Source organism: Streptomyces sp. NPDC044704 (genome assembly GCF_056433525.1).
Genome location: NZ_JBWKGY010000002.1, coordinates 550,263 through 569,773 on the forward strand (window position 1 = coordinate 550,263; position 19,511 = coordinate 569,773).

The 19,511-nt window shown below is 71.5% G+C and carries 18 protein-coding genes and 1 pseudogene; 5 read left to right on the forward strand and 14 right to left on the reverse strand.

Features of this window, described 5'->3' with window-relative positions; genetic code table 11:
* Positions 1 to 80: 80 nt before the first annotated feature.
* From AC07B0_RS06845 to AC07B0_RS06860, 4 genes are all read left to right on the forward strand, one after another.
* Positions 81 to 1,355 carry a VWA domain-containing protein gene (locus AC07B0_RS06845; RefSeq protein WP_356882496.1) on the forward strand — a complete coding sequence of 425 codons (1,275 nt, stop codon included), beginning with the start codon at positions 81 to 83 and terminating at the stop codon, positions 1,353 to 1,355.
* Positions 1,355 to 2,149, forward strand: a complete 795-nt coding sequence (locus AC07B0_RS06850) for a hypothetical protein (RefSeq protein ID WP_478897071.1) — start codon at positions 1,355 to 1,357, stop codon at positions 2,147 to 2,149. Before AC07B0_RS06845 ends, AC07B0_RS06850 begins: the two co-directional genes overlap by 1 nt.
* 112 nt (positions 2,150 to 2,261) lie before the next feature.
* Entirely contained in the window at positions 2,262 to 3,179 is a 918-nt protein-coding gene (locus tag AC07B0_RS06855; protein WP_389701978.1) for a MurR/RpiR family transcriptional regulator, read from the forward strand.
* Positions 3,180 to 3,518: 339 nt separating this feature from the next.
* Complete coding sequence (locus tag AC07B0_RS06860; protein WP_478897073.1) at positions 3,519 to 3,905, forward strand: hypothetical protein; 387 nt, start codon at positions 3,519 to 3,521, stop codon at positions 3,903 to 3,905.
* Here AC07B0_RS06860 and AC07B0_RS06865 read toward each other — a convergent pair.
* The 10 genes and pseudogenes from AC07B0_RS06865 to AC07B0_RS06910 form a co-directional block, all read right to left on the reverse strand.
* The gene (locus AC07B0_RS06865) at positions 3,799 to 5,211 is read right to left on the reverse strand and encodes an ATP-grasp domain-containing protein (protein ID WP_478897075.1); all 1,413 of its coding nucleotides are present in this window, start codon (positions 5,209 to 5,211) and stop codon (positions 3,799 to 3,801) included. The genes AC07B0_RS06860 and AC07B0_RS06865 overlap by 107 nt on opposite strands.
* Positions 5,208 to 6,767, reverse strand: coding sequence for an amino acid adenylation domain-containing protein (locus AC07B0_RS06870; protein WP_478897077.1), 1,560 nt, complete (start codon positions 6,765 to 6,767; stop codon positions 5,208 to 5,210). Before AC07B0_RS06870 ends, AC07B0_RS06865 begins: the two co-directional genes overlap by 4 nt.
* Before the next feature lie 2 nt (positions 6,768 to 6,769).
* Positions 6,770 to 8,050, reverse strand: coding sequence for an MFS transporter (locus AC07B0_RS06875; RefSeq protein ID WP_478897079.1), 1,281 nt, complete (start codon positions 8,048 to 8,050; stop codon positions 6,770 to 6,772).
* Between the two features lie 50 nt (positions 8,051 to 8,100).
* Positions 8,101 to 9,363 (reverse strand): condensation domain-containing protein, encoded by a 1,263-nt coding sequence (locus tag AC07B0_RS06880; RefSeq protein ID WP_478897080.1) that lies wholly within the window; start codon positions 9,361 to 9,363, stop codon positions 8,101 to 8,103.
* Between the two features lie 116 nt (positions 9,364 to 9,479).
* Positions 9,480 to 10,253: pseudogene (gene ispG / locus AC07B0_RS06885) on the reverse strand (flavodoxin-dependent (E)-4-hydroxy-3-methylbut-2-enyl-diphosphate synthase); the annotation flags it as partial.
* Positions 10,247 to 10,504, reverse strand: coding sequence for an acyl carrier protein (locus AC07B0_RS06890; RefSeq protein WP_467292696.1), 258 nt, complete (start codon positions 10,502 to 10,504; stop codon positions 10,247 to 10,249). The gene AC07B0_RS06890 and the pseudogene ispG, both read right to left, overlap by 7 nt.
* Positions 10,501 to 11,448 (reverse strand): 4-(cytidine 5'-diphospho)-2-C-methyl-D-erythritol kinase, encoded by a 948-nt coding sequence (locus tag AC07B0_RS06895; RefSeq protein WP_478897082.1) that lies wholly within the window; start codon positions 11,446 to 11,448, stop codon positions 10,501 to 10,503. The genes AC07B0_RS06890 and AC07B0_RS06895 overlap by 4 nt, the downstream gene beginning before the upstream one ends.
* Positions 11,449 to 11,473: 25 nt before the next feature.
* Positions 11,474 to 12,193, reverse strand: a complete 720-nt coding sequence (locus AC07B0_RS06900) for an SDR family oxidoreductase (RefSeq protein WP_469377920.1) — start codon at positions 12,191 to 12,193, stop codon at positions 11,474 to 11,476.
* Positions 12,186 to 12,980, reverse strand: coding sequence for an IspD/TarI family cytidylyltransferase (locus AC07B0_RS06905; protein WP_478897085.1), 795 nt, complete (start codon positions 12,978 to 12,980; stop codon positions 12,186 to 12,188). Before AC07B0_RS06905 ends, AC07B0_RS06900 begins: the two co-directional genes overlap by 8 nt.
* A gap of 340 nt (positions 12,981 to 13,320) precedes the next feature.
* Positions 13,321 to 14,916: a phospholipase D-like domain-containing protein gene (locus AC07B0_RS06910; RefSeq protein WP_469377923.1), complete on the reverse strand. Its 1,596-nt coding sequence runs from the start codon at positions 14,914 to 14,916 to the stop codon at positions 13,321 to 13,323.
* A gap of 282 nt (positions 14,917 to 15,198) precedes the next feature.
* Here AC07B0_RS06910 and AC07B0_RS06915 point away from each other — a divergent pair, with 282 nt between their 5' ends.
* Entirely contained in the window at positions 15,199 to 15,399 is a 201-nt protein-coding gene (locus tag AC07B0_RS06915) for a hypothetical protein (RefSeq protein ID WP_356882486.1), read from the forward strand.
* Between the two features lie 70 nt (positions 15,400 to 15,469).
* Here AC07B0_RS06915 and AC07B0_RS06920 read toward each other — a convergent pair whose 3' ends face one another.
* The 4 genes from AC07B0_RS06920 to AC07B0_RS06935 form a co-directional block, all read right to left on the reverse strand.
* Entirely contained in the window at positions 15,470 to 16,579 is a 1,110-nt protein-coding gene (locus tag AC07B0_RS06920; protein ID WP_356882484.1) for an aryl-sulfate sulfotransferase, read from the reverse strand.
* A 71-nt stretch (positions 16,580 to 16,650) separates the two neighbouring features.
* Positions 16,651 to 17,652, reverse strand: a complete 1,002-nt coding sequence (locus tag AC07B0_RS06925) for an ABC transporter substrate-binding protein (RefSeq protein WP_478897087.1) — start codon at positions 17,650 to 17,652, stop codon at positions 16,651 to 16,653.
* A 237-nt stretch (positions 17,653 to 17,889) separates the two neighbouring features.
* Positions 17,890 to 18,606, reverse strand: coding sequence for an ABC transporter ATP-binding protein (locus AC07B0_RS06930; RefSeq protein ID WP_478897089.1), 717 nt, complete (start codon positions 18,604 to 18,606; stop codon positions 17,890 to 17,892).
* On the reverse strand, positions 18,603 to 19,382 hold the full coding sequence (locus AC07B0_RS06935) for an ABC transporter permease (protein WP_478897090.1): 780 nt from the start codon (positions 19,380 to 19,382) through the stop codon (positions 18,603 to 18,605). The genes AC07B0_RS06930 and AC07B0_RS06935 overlap by 4 nt, the downstream gene beginning before the upstream one ends.
* Positions 19,383 to 19,511: the final 129 nt, after the last annotated feature.

Consider the following 19,511-nt stretch of genomic DNA (forward strand, 5'->3'; position numbering starts at 1 on the left):
CCCCGCCGGGCCGCCGCGGGTGAACACCGGCCGCCGCGCACCGTTTTGGATTGGTGCCGGTTCCTCAATACGATCCGGCGATGATCACAACAAAACGGCTGGCGGCCGGGGCCTGCGGCCTGCTCGTCGCCCTCACCGCGGGGCTGTTCCCGGCCGCCGCGGCCGCTGCCGACGGACCGAAGAAGGAACCGCCCAAGGTCGAACTCGTCCTCGACGTCAGCGGTTCGATGCGGGCGAACGACATCGACGGACAGTCCCGCATGGCCGCCGCCAAACAGGCCTTCAACGAGGTCCTGGACGCGGTGCCCGAGGACGTCCGGCTCGGGATAAGGACCCTGGGCGCCGGGTACGCGGGCGAGGACAAGGCGCTCGGCTGCAAGGACACCGCGCAGCTGTACCCCGTCGGCCCGCTGAACCGCACCGAGGCCAAGACGGCCGTCGCCACCCTCGCCCCCACCGGCTGGACCCCCATCGGCCCCGCCCTCCTCGGCGCGGCGCAGGACCTGGAGGGCGGCGACGCCACCCGCCGGATCGTCCTCATCACCGACGGCGAGGACACCTGCGCGCCGCTCGACCCCTGCGAAGTGGCCCGCGAGATCGGCGCGAAGGGCATCCACCTCGTCATCGACACCCTCGGACTCGTGCCGGACGCCAAGACCCGCGCCCAGCTGACCTGCATCGCGGAGGCCACCGGCGGCACCTACACCTCGGTGCAGCACACCGCCGAACTCTCCGGCAGGGTCAGGCAACTCGTCGACCGGGCCGCCGACCCCGTCGTCACCCCGGTGGCCACCGAGGGCGCCCGGCAGTGCGAGAACGCCCCGAAGCTCGGGGCCGGCCTGTACGCCGACCGGGAGACCTTCGGCGAGCACCGCTGGTACCGGGTCGACGTCCGCCCCGGGCAGGAACTGCGTGCCTCCGTCAGCATCTCCGCCGACCGCGCCGTCAACCGCGACTACGGGATCCTGCTGCGCGCGACGACCGTCCACGGGCGGGAGATCGTCCGGGGCTCGGAGTCCGGCGACGGCCGCACCGACGCCGTCTCCACCGGCCTGCGCTACCCCAAGGCCCCCCTGGACGACGCCGACGGGGACGCCGCCGAAGCCCCCGAGACCGTCTGCCTCCAGGTCAGCAACTCCTTCTCCGCCGGCCCCGCCGTCAAGACCGCCCCGGGCATGCCCGTGGAGCTGACCATCGACGTGGTCGACGGTCCCGACGAGGCATCCGACGTGGCCGCCTTCGGCCTCGGACGCGGCTGGTGGCTGCTGGCCGTGCTCGCGCTGACCGGCCTCGTGGCCGGCCTGGTCTGGGGCTGGATCTCGCGCTGGCGCATCTCCGTCTGGAGGACCAACTGATGCGTACCGTACGCACACTGACCGCCGCCCTGCTCACCGGACTCGCCCTGGCCGCCACCGCGGCCCCGGCCACCGCAGCCCCGACCCCCACCCCGAGCGCGGGCGGGGACGGCGCCGGCCCGACCGAGGCCGGCACCGGCTTCCGCACCGCGACCCCCTTCCGCCCCGGCCAGCGCGCCACGGCCGCCGCCTCCACGGGCGACTACCTGTACTGGGTGCTCCCGGCCGACGCGGGCCAACGGGTCACCGTACGGGCGTCGGTGACCCTGCCCGAGCCGGCGCTGCGGCACGGCACGGCCACCTGGCGGCTGGACGTGTACGACGGACTGCGCCGCCGCCAGGCCTGCACCTACGGGACCCAGACCAGGGCGGCGGCCAAGGAGGCCGCGACCGCGGAGCTCTCGTGCACCTTGCGCACGGTCCGCTCCGGCGCCGAGCCCTGGGCCAACGATCCCCTGCCCGGCAGCTACTACGTACGCCTGACGGTCGTCGGACTGCCCGAGGAGGACCTGGGCCTGCCGGTCCGGGCGCAGGTGGAGGCCGACGTCAAGGACGTGGGCGGGGCCGTGGCCGTCGACGCGGCGCTGTCCGAGCCGCTCGTACCGGGCATCGCCGCCGCGTCGGAGGAGCAGCGGGCGGCGCGCGCGCCCGAGGACGGCTGGTCCGGCGGCTGGTGGTCCGACCGCTGGATCTGGACGGCCGCCGGAGGCGTGCTCGCGGCCCTCGCGGGAGTCTTCGGGTACTCCCTCACCCGTGGCTCGGGCCGCCCCGGGGGCACCCGGCCCGCCGCCTGAGCGGGGGCCGCCGCGCCTGCGGGCGCGGCGGTCGTCCGACCAGGGAGTTGATCACCGGACACGGAGCGTGGGCTATGTTGGAACACGAGTGACGTGAGAAGGAGGCCCGCCGGTGTCATCGGGGCAGCAGGCACGCGCCCAGGCGGCTGCGATCACGCCGGGCGGACGGGCGCCGGAGCAGGTCAGGCCGCCGGCCGACCGCCTCCTCGCGCTCTTCGACGGCCACCGGCTGTCCCCGGGGCAGCGCCGGATCGCCCAGTACCTGATCGACCACCTCACCGAGGCGGCGTTCCTGTCGATCACCGAGCTCGCCGAGCGGGTCGGTGTGAGCCAGCCCTCCGTGACCCGCTTCGCCGCCTCCCTCGGGTTCAGCGGGTACCCGGCCCTGCGCGACGTCCTCCAGCCGATCGCGCTGAGCGCCGTCGCCGGGACCCCGGACAGCCGGGAACAGATCCGCCAGAACGAGCTCCAGGCCGCCGTGGACGCCGAGATCGAGAACCTGGAGAACGTGCGCCGGCTGCTCGCCGACACCAACCAGGTCCTCGACATCGGCCGCGAGCTGGCCCGCTCCGTCCCGCTGACCGTGCTGGGCCTGCGGATCTCGGTCTCCCTCGCGGAGTACTTCGCCTACGCGGCCCGCCGCATCCACCCCGACGTCCGCCTGGTCACCCGGGGCGGCAGCGTCGCGTACGACGCCCTCCTGCAGTCCCGGGCGGCGGGCGGGACCTGGGTGCTGGCCTTCGCCATGCCGCGGCACGCCAACGAGACCCTCGCGGCCCTGCGGGCGGCCCGCAGCACCGGGCTGCGCGTGGTCCTGATCACCGACCCGACCCTGGGGCCCCTGGTCGACGAGGCGGAAGTGGCGCTGACGGCCGGTACGGGCTCGCGGCTGGTCTTCGACTCGTACGCGGCCCCCGGCATGCTGTCGGCGGCCCTGCTCCAGGCGATGGCCGACGCGGATCCCGAACGGACCCAGGCCCGGCTGGAACAGTACGAGCAGGTCGCCGACCAGCACGGATTCTTCCTCTAGGGCTTCGTCTCCGGGCCCGTTCCCGCACCGCGCGTACCGTGAACGGACCGGAAATATTCAGAGCCCGCAGGTGCATGAAATTTTTCATACTCTTGCTTACTCGACGGTATATATGTTTACTGACGGCGGCGCTCCGGATCCATCAGATGCCAAGGGGGACGTCCCCACGTCTCCCTCGAACCGGACACCCAGCACGCCGCTCCTCCTCACGGCGCGACCGGGTGTCGAGTCAGGCTTTCGGATCCCGCAGGGCGCCCCGGCGGCCTCGGTCAACCCCTGGGCCGAGGCCGCCCCAGCACTGTCTCGATCAGAGTTCGACACCACTCGGAAGTGACGAGAATGTCCCAGACGGCCACCCTCACGCGCAGCCCGGACTGGCCCCTGCAGGTCAAGAGCCCCGGCACGCACGACTGGGAACGCACGGCCACCCGATGGCTGCGCGACCTCCTCCCGGCCCGCTACGGCGGCTACCTGACCCTGACCCGTCACCACGCCCTCCTCGCCCGCCACGTACAGCTCCAGCTCCAGCACGAGATGCGCGCGGTGCGCGTGGCCCTGCACACCAGCCGGGCCGACCTGCCCACGATGGGCGTGGCCGAGGCGGTCATCGAGAACACGATCAGGATGTACGCGATCGAACTGGAGCAGCTGTCCCGGCTGTCCCGGGGCGCCCGCCTGGTGTCCGAAGCCCTCCTCCTGAACACCCCGTCCCCGCGCAAGCGCTAGCGACCGGGTCGGCGGCCGGTCCTGTCGGCGGGCCGCCGATGGCCGGGAGGTCCCGGGCGCTGATCTCGACCGGGGCTTCCGACGCGGCGGACGCGAAGGTGAACGTGAGGTGGCGCAGGGCTTCGCCGAGGACTTCGAACACCCCGGTGTGCTCCTGGGCCTCTCCCAGGACCAGGTCCAGGTCGTGGGTGCCCACGCCTGCGTCGATGGATGCGCCCGGGCGGGTCCAGGCGCGGTAGCCGGTGATCCCCGCTGTGCCGCGCAGCTGCCGTTGTCCGGCGACGGACGTGAGCCGGCAGGGGTAGGGCGGTGCGGGATTCGAGTACTGGAAGACGACCCGGTCGTGTGTCACCGGGGCCGGTTCCACGACCTCGCCGAGTGCCACGCGGCCGGCCACCTCGACCAGGTCGAGGCCCGCCGCGCGGAGGGACAGCTCGTTGATGTTGCCACCCAGCCGCCCGTTCACTTCGATCACCCGCGGCCCGGAACCGGTGAGCTTGATCTCGGTGTGGGTGATGCCGGTGGTGATGCCCAGGGACCGGACGGCCGCTCCGGCAAGGTCCCGCAGGTCCTGTTGCTCGTCCTCCGGCAGGGGAGCCGGCCAGAACTGGCCGGTCTCCCTGAACGGATGGATGAGCGGGAACTTGCCGGTGACCGCCAGGTGCGAGACCACTCCCCGGCAGACGACGCTCTCCACGGACACGTAGTCGCCGTAGGGATGGCACGGACGCCCTTCGAGGAACTGCTCCACGGCGAGGGCGGGCTCGGTGCCCAGGAGGCGGGTCACGAGCCGGAGTCCTTCCGTGGCGTCGTCGACCCGGTGCGTGTTGCGGCTGCCTTCTCCGTGCACGGGCTTGACGATCACCGGAAGGTCCACGTGCCGGAGGACCTCCGGCCATTCCTCCGGCCGGGTCAGCAGCCGCCCGGCGACGCTGCCGGTGCCGGTCTCGTTCAGCCGTTTCCGCTGGAGGAACTTGTCCGTGAGGAGCCGCGCGGTTTCGCGGCTGTGGTGGGGAAGACCGAGCTGCGCCGCGATCTCGGCCGTGTCCGCCAGCATGGCCTCGCTGAACGTGGTGATGCCGCCGGGGTCGACGGCCCGGAGCCGGCCGACCACCTCATCGGGTGTGTTCCGGAAGGTGACGACGTCGCCCATGTCCCGGAGCAGCGGGAGCAGGGGTTCGGCATGGTCCGAACCCTGCTTGGTCACGAAGACGAGAGGCGCGACCTTGGTGAGTGACCTCGCGATTTCGCTGACGTTGGCCGCTCCCCGGTCGTAGACGACGACGAGGCGGCGGGGCGCGCTCATGCATGCCCCTCGGTCGGGGCGGCCCAGTCCAGCACCGCAAGCGTGGGCAGGGCTGCCCGATCGAGCTTTCCGTTGACGGTGATCGGAAGGCCCTTCACCCGTTTCAACTGATGGGGGCGCATGTGGGCGGGAAGGCGGTCGCCCAGGCATGTGCGGATCCAGCGGGGGTTCAGGCCGGCCCCCGGTTCTTCGACGAGGTACGCCACCAGGATGCGCTGCCCCGTCCGATTGGTCTGCAAGGCGCAGGCGGCGCCGCGGACACCGTCCAGGGAGGCGACCGCGGCCTCCACCTCACCGAGTTCGATGCGATGGCCCCGCAGCTTGACCTGGCCGTCCGTCCGGCCGATGTAGGAGAGGGTACCGTCGGCCTGGCGGACCGCCCAGTCACCGCTGCGGTAGTAGCGCCGTGGCCCGCCCCCGGAGGAGTCCACTACGAACCGCTCCCCGGTGAGCTCGGGCAGCCCGAGGTATCCGGAGGCGACACCGCTCCCCGATACCCAGATCTCTCCTGGTGTTCCGTCGGCCACGGGGTTGGCCGCCGAGTCCCGCAGGGAGACGCTCAGATGCGGTAGGGGCCGTCCTATGGGCGTGCGGTCGGCGTCAGCCGCGCGGCAGGCATCGACGTCGAGCTCCGCATAGGTGACGTGCACCGTGGTCTCCGTGATCCCGTACATGTTGACGAGTCTCGCGTTCGGGGCCATCTCCTCCCCGAGCCACGTGAGGGCGTCCTGGAGGCTGACGGCCTCGCCGCCGAGGACGGCGTAGCGGAGGTGGGGCAGGGAACGTCCGTGCCGGCCCAGCATCCCCACCAGGAAGCCGAACATGGAAGGAGTCTGGCTCAGCACGGTGATCCGCCGCGCGGCCAGCAGACGTGCGAGGGCGTCGGGATCACGGGCCACGTCCGTGGGGACGAGCACGGCGGTGCTGCCGTTGAGCAGGGCACCCCACAGCTCCCAGATGCTGAAGTCGAAGCTGAACGAGTGGGACACGGTCCAGACGTCGTCCGGGCGGAAGTCGAATACCTGCGCACAGGCGTCCAAGAGCGCGAGGACCTGGTCATGACCGACGACGCACCCCTTGGGGGCACCCGTGGAGCCGGAGGTGTAGATGACGTAGGCGGTCCGGGCGGGGACGTCACCACGAGAGCGGATCCGACGAACGTCACGGGCGGCGACGGTGAGTCCGGCCACCTCGCAAAGCCGTGTCTCGTCGGACTCCAGTGCGCCGTCGGTGACGATGAGCCGGGCTCCGCTGTCATCGAGCAGGAGGTCCTTGCGGGCCTGCGGATAGGCGGGATCGACGGGCACGTAGCCACGGCCGGCGGCCAGGATTCCGAGAAAGCCGACAGGAGCCGACCTGGTGCGGCCGAGACGGGCGGCGATCAACCGGTCCCCGTCCGTGCACAACGATCCGAGCACGCGGGCCAGCTCGTGGCCGGCCGCCCGTAGCTCGGCGTAGGACATCGGCCCGTCGTCGTCCACGAGGGCTGTCGCGTCGGGGAAGCGCCGCACCACGTCGTCGAAGCGCTGGTGCAGCGTCGAGCGGGCTGTCTGCATGATCAACTCCTGGCGTTCGTGGCTGAGGCCGAAGGGATGTGGTTCTCGCGCTCGGACCGGTTTCCGTCACCGTCCACATCACCGTCACCGTCCGCGTCACCGTGCAGACCGTCCACCCAGCGCGTCATCGGTACGACCAGCACCGCGCCGACGATGAACACCGCGGCGAGGACGACCCAGCCGGCCGGGGCGTGGGCAATGGCCACGCCCCCCACGAGCGCCGGGCCGACGATGTCCTGGACGGTCGTCCCGACGGTGAAGGCACCGATGTACCTGCCTTGGGCGTTCGCGGGCGCCAGCCCGAATGACAGTCCCCATTCGCCGGCTGACTGGAGCAGCTCACCGACCGTCAGCACCACGGTGGCCAGGAAGAGCGTGCCGATCAGGAGTGTTCCGGTGCCCTTCGCGGTCGTGGCGAAAAGGACGCAGGCCAGAGCAGTGAAGAGGGCGGAAACGGCGAGTGCCCTGGCGGCGCCGCGCACGCTCGCGGAGCCGCGGCTGGCCAGCACCTGGAGGAGGATCGCGAGGACGGTGTTCACGAAGGCGAGGGCGGCGACCGTCCATGCGGGGGCGTCGGTGTGCTTCGTGATCCACAGGGGCAGACCCACCTCGAGGATGCTGATGTGCAGGGCGAACAGCCCGTTCAGCAGACCGAGGGAGGTGAACGCCGCGAGACGCCGCCGTGCCGGCCTCGGGTGGCGTTCCCGGGGCTGAGGGTCAGAGGTGTCGGTGCCGGTCGGGGGTGTGGTGAGTTTCGACGCCGTGGGCAGCCGCAGCGTCGTGACGGCGACCACCAGGTAGCACCCGATGGTGACGACCACGAGGAACAGGAAGGCCGATCGGGTGCCCATGGCGAGCAGGGGCGCCACGGCGAGGGCGCCGATGGACATGCCCGTGTTGGCCACGCTGCGCAGGTACGCCTGGGTACGCACCCGCGTCGCCTCACCCATCACGTGGGAGACCAGGGTGCGTCGCGCGATGGAGTTGACCCGGTCGGCGGCGCCGAGGACGATCACCAACGGCAGCAGGACGAGGTAGGAGCCGGAGAGCAGCATCGGGACGAGCAGCAATGCCTGGACGATGGTCACTGCGATGGTCATGGGCCGGGGTCCCCAGCGGTCCGCCAGGTACCCGGCCGGCATCGCCGCGCAGAACGCCGCGATGCCGGCCGCCGACAGGGCGAACGCGATCTGTTGCACGGACAGCCCGAACGACAGGGTGAAGAAGACGATGCTGCCGGTGCTGTACATGCCCCGGCCGAGGGCGTAGGTGAAGGTCCCCACGAACAACGGTCGCGCTGGACCCTCCAGTCGGGGCAGCGCGGGGATGAGTTTCACGGAGCCTCGTCGCCGATGCCGGCTTCCCGGACCCAGTCGCGCAGGACCTGCTCGGTGGCCTTCCAGAGCTTCTCCACGGCCTCTGCCGGATACCAGTCCGTTCTGTGGTACATCGACACCTCGATGTCCCCCTCCACTTCGGTGAGGGAGATGACGACGGCCGCATCAGGTGTGCTGCCCGCGAGGTCCAGGGGTGCCGTTTCGCAGCCTGCGAACCGCCACCCTCCGAGCCATCGCCGCATGGTGGAGTTCTGGGGGTTGAACGAGATGTAGGGGACCTTGGCGTGGCAGCCGAGGGCCGACGGCTCCATGTGCGCGATGAGCCTCGGCCACGGTATCGCCGTGAAGTCGAGGGCGTTCATCATCGCGCGTTGGAAGCCGCGCAGGAACTCGGTGGTGCCGGCTCCGTCGTCGCGTCGTGTCGCGACGACGACCTTGCTCGCGAGGAACCCCACGGTCTGATGGACGGCCGTCGACTCCCGGTTGGCCGTCATCAGCGTCGTACCGATGGACGGCTGATCGCTCAGGGCGTACAGCGCGCGGTGGACGGCCGCGTGGATGAGTGTCCATGGCGTCGTGCGGAAGCTGCGGGCGCAGGAGAAGACGTCGCTCGTCAGGCCGGGGCCGAAGACCGCCCGCACGAGACCGGTGCGGTCGTAGCCGGCGTGGAGCTCACCCGAGAAGCCCTCGAACCGGGTCTCGGGCACCGGGCCGACCGCCTTGAGGCTCGCGGACAGGGTGTCCAGTGCCCGCAGGCCGGCCGGTGAGTCCAGGTAGGCGTTCTGCTGCTGCACCTGCTGGGGGTAGGGGAGGGCGACCGGGGGCAATGGCTCCGTTGCCAGGCCCAACTCGTCCGCGTAGAGGGTCGTGAGGTCGCTCATCAGGAGGTCGAGTGACCAGAAGTCCGCCACCAAGTGGTCGAGGACCAGGGCGAACAGGATTTCTTCCGGGCGTCGCAGCACGATGAGGCGCGCCAGGGGGCCGTCCACGAAGTCGAAAGGGGCATCGACCAGTTGCTCCACGCGGCCCGCCACGCTGCCTGGCGTCTCATCCGGCGGCGACTCCGCCAGGATGATGCCGGCCGTCGGAGCCGGTGAGTCGAGCCGCCAGGTGAAGTCGGTCAGGTCGAAGCCGCATCGTAGGACCGGATGGCGTTCCTGAAGGCGGATCCATGCCCTCTCCAGCTCACCGACCCGCAGCGCACCACGTATCCGGAGGGTGACGGAGGGATGGTGGGGGCGGTGGACGCCGGCGTCCAACTCAGCGCGGATTTGGCCCAGCCGGTGCCGCTGGGTCCAGGAAACACGTTGCCGCGAGGACAATGCGTCACAGCCTTTCATCGGTTCTCCTGCGGTGCGCCGCGCCTCACGGGCAGCTCCCGGAGGCCGAGGGCTTCCAGGATGGTGATGGCGACCTTGACTTCGTCGACGGGGGATGCGGCCAGGCCGACGCGGATGGTGTCCCCGATTCCTTCCGCGAGGAGTGCTCCGATGGCCACCGCGGACTTCACCGTGCCGTAGGGCGGTGTACCCGCGGCCCACAAGCCGACGTGCAGGGGGTAGTCGCAGCGCTGGGCCAGCAGTCGGTACGCCCTGATCGTGACGACCGGGTCATGGTGTTTGACGGAGATCTTGAGGTCACGGAAGCCGGCCTCCTCGAAGAGCGAGCACTCCCAGAGGGCGCTGTCCACCAGTGCTTGGGCAGTCCGCTCACCATGGCCCGCGAGGACGCGGGGGTCCAGTGAACCTGCGTTGACGCCGATGCGGACGGGCACGGCTGCCGCGGCCGCTGCCGCCGCTATGTCCGCCACCCGGTCGTCGAACTTCCTCACGTTCCCCGGGTTGACCCGCACGCCCGCACAACCCGCCTCGATGGCCGCGAACACGTAGCGCGCCTGGAAGTGGATGTCGGCGATCACCGGGATCCCGGCACGGCGGACCACGTCGGGAAGCGCGTCCGCATCGTCGCGGCTGGGCACGGCCACGCGAACGATGTCGCAGCCGGCCCGGGCCAGTTCCTCGATCTGGCGGCTCGTCGCGTCGACGTCGGCGGTCACCGTGGTGGTCATCGACTGGACGCTGATCGCCGCGCCGCCTCCCACGGCAACTTTTCCGATCAGGACCTGGCGCGAGGGGCGGCGGGCTACCACTGCTCGAACTGGCGCGGATCCATGACGGCTTCGGTGAGCTCTCGCAGCGTCGGCCGACGCAGGACCCCGGTGGGCGGCATCGCGAGTCCGGCCTCCTGTGCGCGGTTGGCCACCACGAGCGCCAACAGGGAGTCCCCTCCGAGATCGATGAAGTTCTCGTCGGGATCATCGACCGCGACTTCCAGGACCTCCTCCCAGATCCGGCGGAGGACCGCCAGTACTTCCGCGTCCGAGTGGGTCTGGGCAGTCATGTGCTTTCTCCAGTCGTGCTGGTGGCTTCGGGTCCGGGTACGGGGCCGTGCGCGATGTGGGCCGCGGTGCACGTTCCTGATGCCATGAGTTCGTCCGCGACGGTCTGCGCGGCGCGGTGGTCGGCCACGAGGAACCCGACCGTGGCCCCGCTTCCGCAGAGGATTCCGGCGAGGGCGCCGGCGGCCGTTCCGGCTGTCAGGGTCGTGGCCAGTTCCGGGCGCATCGATGCCGCCACGGGTTCCAGGTCGTTGCTCAACGTCTCGGCCAAGGCGCCGGTGTCGCCTCCGGCCAGGGCGTCGACCAGTCTCCGTGACATCTGAGGTGACGGGATCGAGCTCGCGGACCAGTGCCGTCCCGCGTTTCTGCGACGTCGTTCCAGCTCCGTGAAGACCTCTGGTGTGGACAGCCCGAAACCGGCCGTGGCGAACACCCAGTGGGAGGTGGTGCCGACGGGAAGGCTGGTGAGCCGCTCGCCCCGGCCCGACCCGAACGCCGCTCCCCCGAGGACGCTGAAGGGCACATCACTACCGAGTTCGGCGGCCAACCCGCCAAGATCCTGGCGGCTCATGCCCAGGTTCCAGAGGGCGTTGCAGCCCACCAGGGCGCCGGCCGCGTCCGCGCTGCCTCCGGCCATGCCGCCCTGAACGGGGATCCGCTTGTCTATGTGGACGTGGACGGCCGGGGGAACACCGTGTCTCTTGGCGAGAAGCCGGACGGCTTTCGCGGCGATATTCGATTCGTCGGCAGGAACCCCGGCGGTCGTGTCGCCCGAGATCGTGACGCGTAATTCCTCTGCCGGGGTGAGCGTCACTCGATCGAAGCAGGAGACGGCCAGGAAGACGCTTGCGAGTTCATGGTATCCGTCATCCCGGCGGCCGCCCACGCCTAATTGCAAGTTCACTTTGGCCGGCGCGCGGACGGTAATGGATCTCACGTTTGACATTCACGAGCTTTCGGTCTCATGGATTTCAGTTCTCGGACGTAACGCTGCGCATGCTCCACATCAGGGTCCTCATGGAGGCGGGCTGTGTAAGGAGGTATGCGATGGCGTCGCCGACGTCCTCGGCCCGCATCATCGTCCTGAGCTCGGGCATGTCGGGCGACCGCCCCCCGCCCATGGCGAATTCCGTATCGGTCGCTCCGGGGCACAGGGTGGCGACTCGGATTCCCTTCGGGCGGAGTTCACGGTCGAGTGATCCGGCGAGCCCGACGAGGGCGTGCTTGGTGGCCGCGTACACGGCTTCGTCCGGCCGTCCCCGAAGGCCGGCAACGGAACTGACCAGGACGATGTCGCCACCGCGAGCACTCAGGAGCGGGACGGCCTGCCGCACGGACCAGATCGTCCCCGTGAGGTTGGTGTCCACGAGTTCCTCGACCTGGGCGTCGGACAGGTCGAGGATGCCGCCGTACACGCCCACTCCCGCATTGGCGATCAGGCAGTCGACACCCTGGAACGCGTCGACCGCTCGGGCGAAGAGGTCCTCGACCTGGGTGGGCGAGCGGATGTCCGCTTCCGCCCATACGACCCTCTCGTCGCCCAGCTCGTCGGCCAGTTCCTTGAGGCGATCTCCTCGCCGGGCGCCCAGCACCAGACGGGCGCCCAGTGCGTGCAGCCTGCGCGCCGTCGCTGCGCCGATGCCCGAGCTGGCGCCGGTGATCACGGCCACCTTGCCCTGCAAGTCACCCATGCCGGGACGACCCCACGGGAAGCGGGGGAATTGCCTTCGACAGGTGGGCGTGAAGAGCCTCGGCCAAGGAGAGGTCACGCTCATACGTGATCTTGAAGTTGGAGGCGTCGCCCGGCCCGGCGGCCACGGCGCCTCCGAAGTGGCGGACCATGCCGGCGTCGTCCGTGAAGGCCAGGCCGTCCCCGGCCGCAGCCGCGTAAGCGGCGGTCACGCAGGCCCGGTCGAACATCTGGGGTGTCTGGGCCGCCCGCAGACGGCTCCTGTCGAAGGGCTGCCCCAGGAACGGAGCTTCGTCCAGGAGGTGCAGGCTGTCGACCAGGGGCAGTGACGGCACGATTCCGCACGGCGAACGGTCGGGCTGCCCGTCCTTCGCCATGGCCCGCAGCTCTGCGAGCAGCCCGTCGACCGCCCCCCGCGGTGTGAACGGGCGCGCCACGTCGGTGATCGCGACCCAGTCCGCCTCCGGCGGGAGGGCCGCTACCCCCAGTTGCGCACTGAGTTGCCGGCTCGCTCCTCCTGGAGTGACGCGGACCGGAACGGCTTGGTCCGCGGAGTCGACCAACTCCTGGAAGTCCGGCATCAGGTCAGGCGGGGCCGTCACCACGATGGATTCCACACTGGAGTTGGAACCGACGGATTCCAGCACATGGAGGAGAAGTGGTTTCCCGCCGACCTCTAACAGTGCTTTGGGTCCCGCGCCGAGGCGTTCTCCGCGGCCGGCTGCCAGGATGACCGCACCGACATGCCGAGGGTGTTCAAGATTGAATGAAAGGTGATGGTGTGCCATGAGCCCCCGCTATTAATGGCATTCACGCGAGATGGCCCGCTCTGGGTCATCTCAAGCGATCGTAACATGATCAATAGCTGGACGAGAGGTTAATTTTCCGCGCCCGTTTGGCACCTTTCGATACTTCTTGGTGACCCGAAATGCCGAGATTCCAGGCTCGTGGATCTGATCCGTGGAGATCTCGTGGGAGATGTGCGGAGGTTGCCGCCGGACGTTCGGACCGGGTCCCGATATCCGCGCGGCACGAACGCCGTGCTCGGGCAACGGCGCGGCGGCCTCGCCGCCCGTCGGGACGAGGCCGCCGCCATCCACCCTGGTGCCGGCCTCCGGCCGGCAGCGGTCAGGGAGCGCAGAGGCCTCGGGTGTGGTCGTACGTCGCCGTGGCCTGGGAGTAGCGCCACTGCGGTGCCAGCAGGCCGGTCGCGAGCTGGCGGGCCGCGGCCGGGCTCTCGACGATGTAGCCGAAGTCCTGGAGCCAGGACGGGTACAGGTTCTTCGAGCCGATGTAGAAGGCCGAGTCGTCCACCGAGACCAGCTTGTGGTGCTGGGCGTACGGTTTGCCGTCCGCCCAGGTCGGGCTGTCCGATGAGCGGAACGTCGCCAGCTGGAGGTTCTGGCACATCGTGGCCTTCGCGCGGCCCTCGTCACCGGTCAGTGCCGTCAGCCGGCCGCGCAGCGCGTCGCCGACCTCGGACAGGGACTTGATCTGTGAGTAGCCGTTGCTGCCGACCAGCCCCCCGTTCGCCGGGTCGCTGACGACGATGCGCACCTTGACCCCGGAGTTCAGCTTCGCGGCGAGCGCGTCGTACAGCCGGACGTCGTAGCGGGGCAGCGGCGGGCAGGTCGCGTGGACGTCCTGCTGGGAGATCTCGATGTGCTCGGTGGCGCTCGCCACCAGGGCGCGAAGTGCGCTCTCCTCCGGGTTGACCGTGTCGTAGTCCCGGTCGGCGTTGGTCCGGTCGGGCAGCCCGATGCCGCACTTGGTGTCGGGGGCCGTCGGCAGGGCCGGGCGGAACGCCGACGAGGGGTCGTTCTGCCGGATGCCCACGCCCAGACCGCCGACGGCCAGGACGGGAACGTCACCGCCCGCGGGCGGGGAGGCGGGCCGGGGCAGGGTCGGGAGGCAGCCGGCGCCGTTCGAGGAGGCGAACCAGGCGGCGCTCCAGCTCCAGTTCCCCTTGTTGCGGCAGGTCCAGTCCCACAGGGTGTCCAGGTACCGGCCGGCGGAACCCGCCGCCGGACCGGACAGCGCCAGGTCGACGTCGCTCACCGGGTGCGCGGTGTCGAGGTAGTCCTTCTTCCAGCTGTTGATGCCGCCGGTGATCACCGACCCGCCGTCCACGACGACCAGCTTGGAGTGGTTCCAGGAGAACGCCGTCTTCGAGGTCGTCATCGACGCCACGTTGAGGGTGATGTTCGCGGCGTCCGGGCCGAGCCGGGTGACCAGCTCGTCGCGGTACGAGGACGGCACCACGTTGGCGTGGTAGATCGGCGCGGCGCCGACCATGACGCGGACCTGGAGCCGGTTGCCCTGCTGCGCGGCCTCCTTCAGCCCGGCCACGATCGCGTCCTGGAACGCGCCGTCGGGGAAGGGGGCCAGCGTCGATATGTCCACGCTCTGGCGGGCCTTGGAGATGTCCTCCCGCGTCTTGTCGAGCAGCCGGCGGGTGCCCGGCCGGTCGGTGCAGGTGGGGTCGCCCCAGCAGCCGGGCGTCTGGAGCAGCCAGTCGGCGCCGCCGGGCGCGGAGGCGCCCAGCCGGTTCCCGGCGGTGCGCTCCCAGACGGAGCCCTCCAGGCCGGGGGACACCTGGCGCAGGGTCTGCTCCACGGCGTCCAGGTGGGGTGCGGGGGCGTCGGCGGCGAAGGCCGGGGCCGCGGGCAGCAGCGCGGCGGACAGTACGAAGGCGAGGGCCGTCGTGCGGACGGTGCGGGCCAATGTGGTTCCTTGCTCGGGGGGTGGCTCTGCCGGGCGGCAGGGTGCAACCGGCCCCCCGGCCTTGATCAACCCGCGCAAGTTACCAGCCCGTAGCCCCGCGTTCACCTCCGTGGGGCTGCTTCCGGCCACCGCCCGCCGGGGGGCCGTAGGCCGGTCCGTACGCCGGTCCGCGCGGCTGGTCCATTCGGATGGGACTCGCGCCTGCGCGGTCGGGCGCCGGGACAGCCGGGCCGCCGTTGCCTACCTTCGGTGCTTGCCCCCTCCCTTTCGAAAGGTGGATCCATGCGATCTGTCCGCTCCGTCCTCACGGTCCTCGCCGCCGGCGCCCTCGTCTTCGGCGGCGCCTCCGTCGCGAGCGCCGACGTGACCGTGACCGTTCCGGAAGGCAACAACTACACCCTCGTCTTCGGCGACTGGTTCCAGTTCGCCGCGGACGACGTCTTCAACGCGGGTCACGACAACACCGTGGGTTCGAACAACTGACGCAGCCACACCGGCACGGCCGGTCCCCCTCCCCGGGTAGCCGGGAGCGGGGGGACCGGCCGTACGCCGTTCAGAGCCAGGGGATCTGCTCCGCCCCGTACCGGTAGGCGCGGAACACCGAGTTCTGGGCGCCGCGCGAGGACTCCAGACCGGTGCCCCGGCTGAACGAACCGAACTCCGGGACCACGAACTCCCACACCACGTCCCCCTCGGGGGTCACCTCGAAGAGCCGCCCGAAGGACCCCTCGGCGATGAAGGTGTTCCCGTTCGGCAGCCGCTGCGCGCTCGACATGTACGGGCTGTAGAAGTTCTGCGGCGGGTTGTCCTCGTACGACCACACCTCCTTGCCCGTGACCGGGTCCAGCTCCAGCACCCGCGAGTACGGCACGGACGTCGTGTCGCGGTACGTGCCGTTGTCGAAGACCAGGATGGTGCCGCCCGGCAGCTCGTGGGGGTGGTGCTGCTGGGCCAGTACGTCGGGCCCGATGCGCCAGCGCACCGAGCCGTCGGCACGGTCGACGGCCACCGTCGTCGACGCGCTGCGGAAGCCCACCACGATCCCGCCGTCGGCGAGTTCGTTGACGGTGTTGGCCATCGGCCAGTGCTCGCGCGCGAAGTGCGGGTTCAGCGGAACCTCCTCGGGGTCGAGGTGTTCGATGGCCGCCCAGCGCCACACCGTCTCGCCCTCCCAGGTCAGCTCGTACACCACGTCCCCGTAGATCACCCCGCCCGGCGCCTCCGAGCCGGGGATGCCGCCGCGGATGCGGGCGGCGTCGGCCGGGGAGAGCGGCTCCACGACCGTGACGAGCAGGTTGCCGTTCCGCAGGACGGAGGCGTCGTGGTGGTGGAAGGGGTGCCGGACCTCGCGCAGCACCGTGGAGTCGGGGGCGAGCTCCTGGAAGATGCCGCCGTGGTAGACGTCCCAGATCGGGAAGAGCGTCGGCCCGGAGGTGTCCTTGGCCGCGTAGAAGAGGTTGCCGTTCGGGAGGAGCTGTGCCTGCCGGCCGGGCGGGTGCGGGGAGTTCCAGGTGTGGGCGGTCCGCCCCTCGATGTCGACGAGGTGGATCTCGCCGTCCCCCGTGATCGGGGTGTAGAGCGTGTAGCCGCCGTGGCTGCGCTCGGGATCGTGGGCGCGCAGGCCGGTGCCGCGCCGGCGCAGGGTGTTCTGGTCGACGGTCATGAAGGGCTCCTGTGGGGCGTGGGGTGAACGGGTCGTGGGTGGTGGTCGGTGGGACACCGTCGTGCGGGAGGTCAGCCGACGGTGACGGCGGACGGGTCGGCGGCCTTCAGCGGGCCCGGGCGCAGCCGCTTCAGCAGGGACGCCCGGTCGGCGTCGCCGGGCAGGGACTGGGTGGCCTTCGCCCAGGCGGCCTCGTCCGTCAGCTGCGTCAGCAGCTCGGGGGACAGGCTCGCGCCGTACGCGTACCGGGGCTGGAAGGCGTCGACGTACCCCGCCTGGAGCGCGCCCTTGGACTGCGCCACCACGGCCGCCCGGGCGGCGGCGGGGTCGTCGGCCGACGCCCGCTGGGCGCGCAGCACCGTACGCAGGACCGCCGTGACGGCCTCGTCGCTGGCCGAGGGGCCCGCGACCAGCAGGGTCCGCGCCGTGTAGCCGGTGAAGGGCAGTTCGGCGTAGCGGTCGCCGAGGGCGGTGCGCGCGGCGTCGTAGAAGCTGGGGAAGGTGACGCCGGCGTCGACGTCGCCGCGGGCCAGCGCCGCCGCGACCTGGTTGGGGGTCAGGTTGACCACGGTCACGTCGGCGGCGGTCAGCTGCGCCGAGGCGAGCATCCGGCTCAGCGCGTACTCGACGTTGGTGCCCCGGGGGACGCCCACCTTGCGGCCGCGCAGCGAGGCGAAGCCGGTGATCCCGCGGTCGGTGGCGGTCAGCAGCCGCCAGTCGGAGAACCGCGAGAGGTCGGCGACCACGCGTACGTCGCGCCCGCTCAGCGCGGCCGTCACGGCGGGCAGGTCGCCCACGATGCCGAGCTGCGTCTGGCCGCCGAGCACGGCGTTCAAGGCGTCCCGGCCGGTGGGCAGGGTGGTGACCGTGGCGTCGACGCCCTCGGCGGCCCACAGGGAACGTTCCTCGGCGATGTGGACGGGGGCGCCGCCGAGGTGGTCGCTGCCGGCCACGGTCACGGCGAGTCGCCCGCCGGACGTGTCGGGGCCGGCGGGAGCGCCGCCGCAGGCGGTGGTGAACGCGCAGAGCAGGGCAGCCAGCAGTACGGCGGCCACCGCGCGGGGTCTGGGCATGGGTCGGGATCCTTCCAAGGGGGGCGGTCGGGGGTGTGCTGAGGGGGATGCCGGTGAGTCGGGGTGTGGCCTGGGGTGGGTCCGGGGCCGGCCGGGACGGCAGGGCGCCGGGCCCGGTCGGAAGGCGACCCGGTCGGGAAGGCGGGGACACGGAGGGCCGGGGGACGTGGACGGTCGGGACGGCGGGCCGCCCGGCCCGCCCGGCTCGGCGGGTGCCGCCGGAGGGCAGGGCCCCCGTCAGGCGGCGCCGAGGTGGCGGGCGATCAGGTTGCGCAGGTCCGGGTCCGGGGGGCCGGGCTCGACCGGGTGATCGGCCAGCACCCGGCCCGGCGAGCCGCCGAGGACGACGACCCGTTCGGCCAGCGCGAGCGCCTCGTCGATGTCGTGGGTCACGAAGAGCACGGTGGTGCCGCTGCGCCGCCACAGCTCCCGCAGCAGGTCCTGCATCCGGGTCCGGGCCAGCGCGTCCAGGGCGCCGAACGGCTCGTCCATCAGCAGGACTTCGGGCCGCGCGGCCAGGGCGCGGGCCAGCGCCACGCGCTGCTGCATGCCGCCGGACAGCTGCGCCGGGTACTTGTGCGCTCCGTCGGCCAGTCCGACCTCCGCCAGCGCGGCCAGGGCCCGTTCGCGGCGTTCCGCGCGTGTCAGCCCGAGGCGCTTGAGGGCGAACTCGACGTTCCCGCGGGCCGTGCGCCAGGGGAACAGGGCGTAGTGCTGGAAGACCACCCCCCGGTCCGGACCCGGCCCCTCCACGGTCGCGGAGCCGGCCGTCACCCGGCCCGCCGCCGGGCGGACGAACCCGGCCACCGTGTTCAGCACCGTGGACTTCCCGCACCCGCTCGGTCCGAGCAGCGCGGTGAACGACCCCGCGGGGAACTCCAGGTCCGTGGGTTCCAGGACGGGGGTGTTCGCGTAGCCGGCCGACAGGCCCTCCAGCCGTACCGTCAGGCTCATGACGCGCTCCAGTGGACGAAGCGGCGGCCCACGGCGGCGAGTACGAGATCGGCGGCCACCCCGAGCAGTCCGAGGACGATCAGCCCCGCGAACATCCGGTCCACCCGCAGGAACTGGCCGTCGACCTGGAGCCGGTACGCCAGTCCGCTGTCCGCACCGCCCAGTTCGGCGGCGACCAGGGCCAGCAGCGCCACCGAGGCCCCGTAGCGCAGCGCGGCGAGCAGGGCGGGGGCGGCGGCCGGGAGCAGCACCTCGGTGAAGCGCCGGTGCAGCGGAGCCCCCAGGGAGCGGGCCGCCCGCAGGTGGGAGACCGGTACGCGGGACACCCCGTCGTGCACGTACAGCCAGACGGCGAGCAGGACGGCGTAGGCGATCAGCAACCGCTTGGCGCTCTCGCCGATGCCGAACCAGGCCGTCGCCAGCGGTACGAGCGCGATGGCCGGGATGGGCCGCAGGAAGGAGACCACCGGAGTCACGGCGGCCGACAGCCGGGGCAGGTACCCCGTGGCGAAACCGAGGGCGCCGCCGATCAGCGAGCCCAGGGCGAACCCCTGGCCCGCGCGGGCCAGGCTCGCGCCCAGGTCGGAGGCCAGTACCCCGCTGCGGGCGCTCTCGACGAGCGCCGCGGCCGTCTCGGCGGGGGTGGGCAGCAGCCCCGGGGCCACCGCGCCGGACCAGGCGGCCAGTGACCAGAGGGCGAGCACCGCGCCGGCCGCGCCCAGGGCGGGCCCGAGCCGGCCGAGGGCCCGGCCCGTGGGCGAGGGGGTGGCTTGCACGCGAAGACTCCTTCGTTGAACCGCGTCGACCGCGTTGGCCGCGTCGACCACGTCGTTCATAAGTGAGGTCAATAATTGACCACGCTTATGAACGGGGTGTTGCAGCGGTGCGAAACCTCCCCGGGGAGC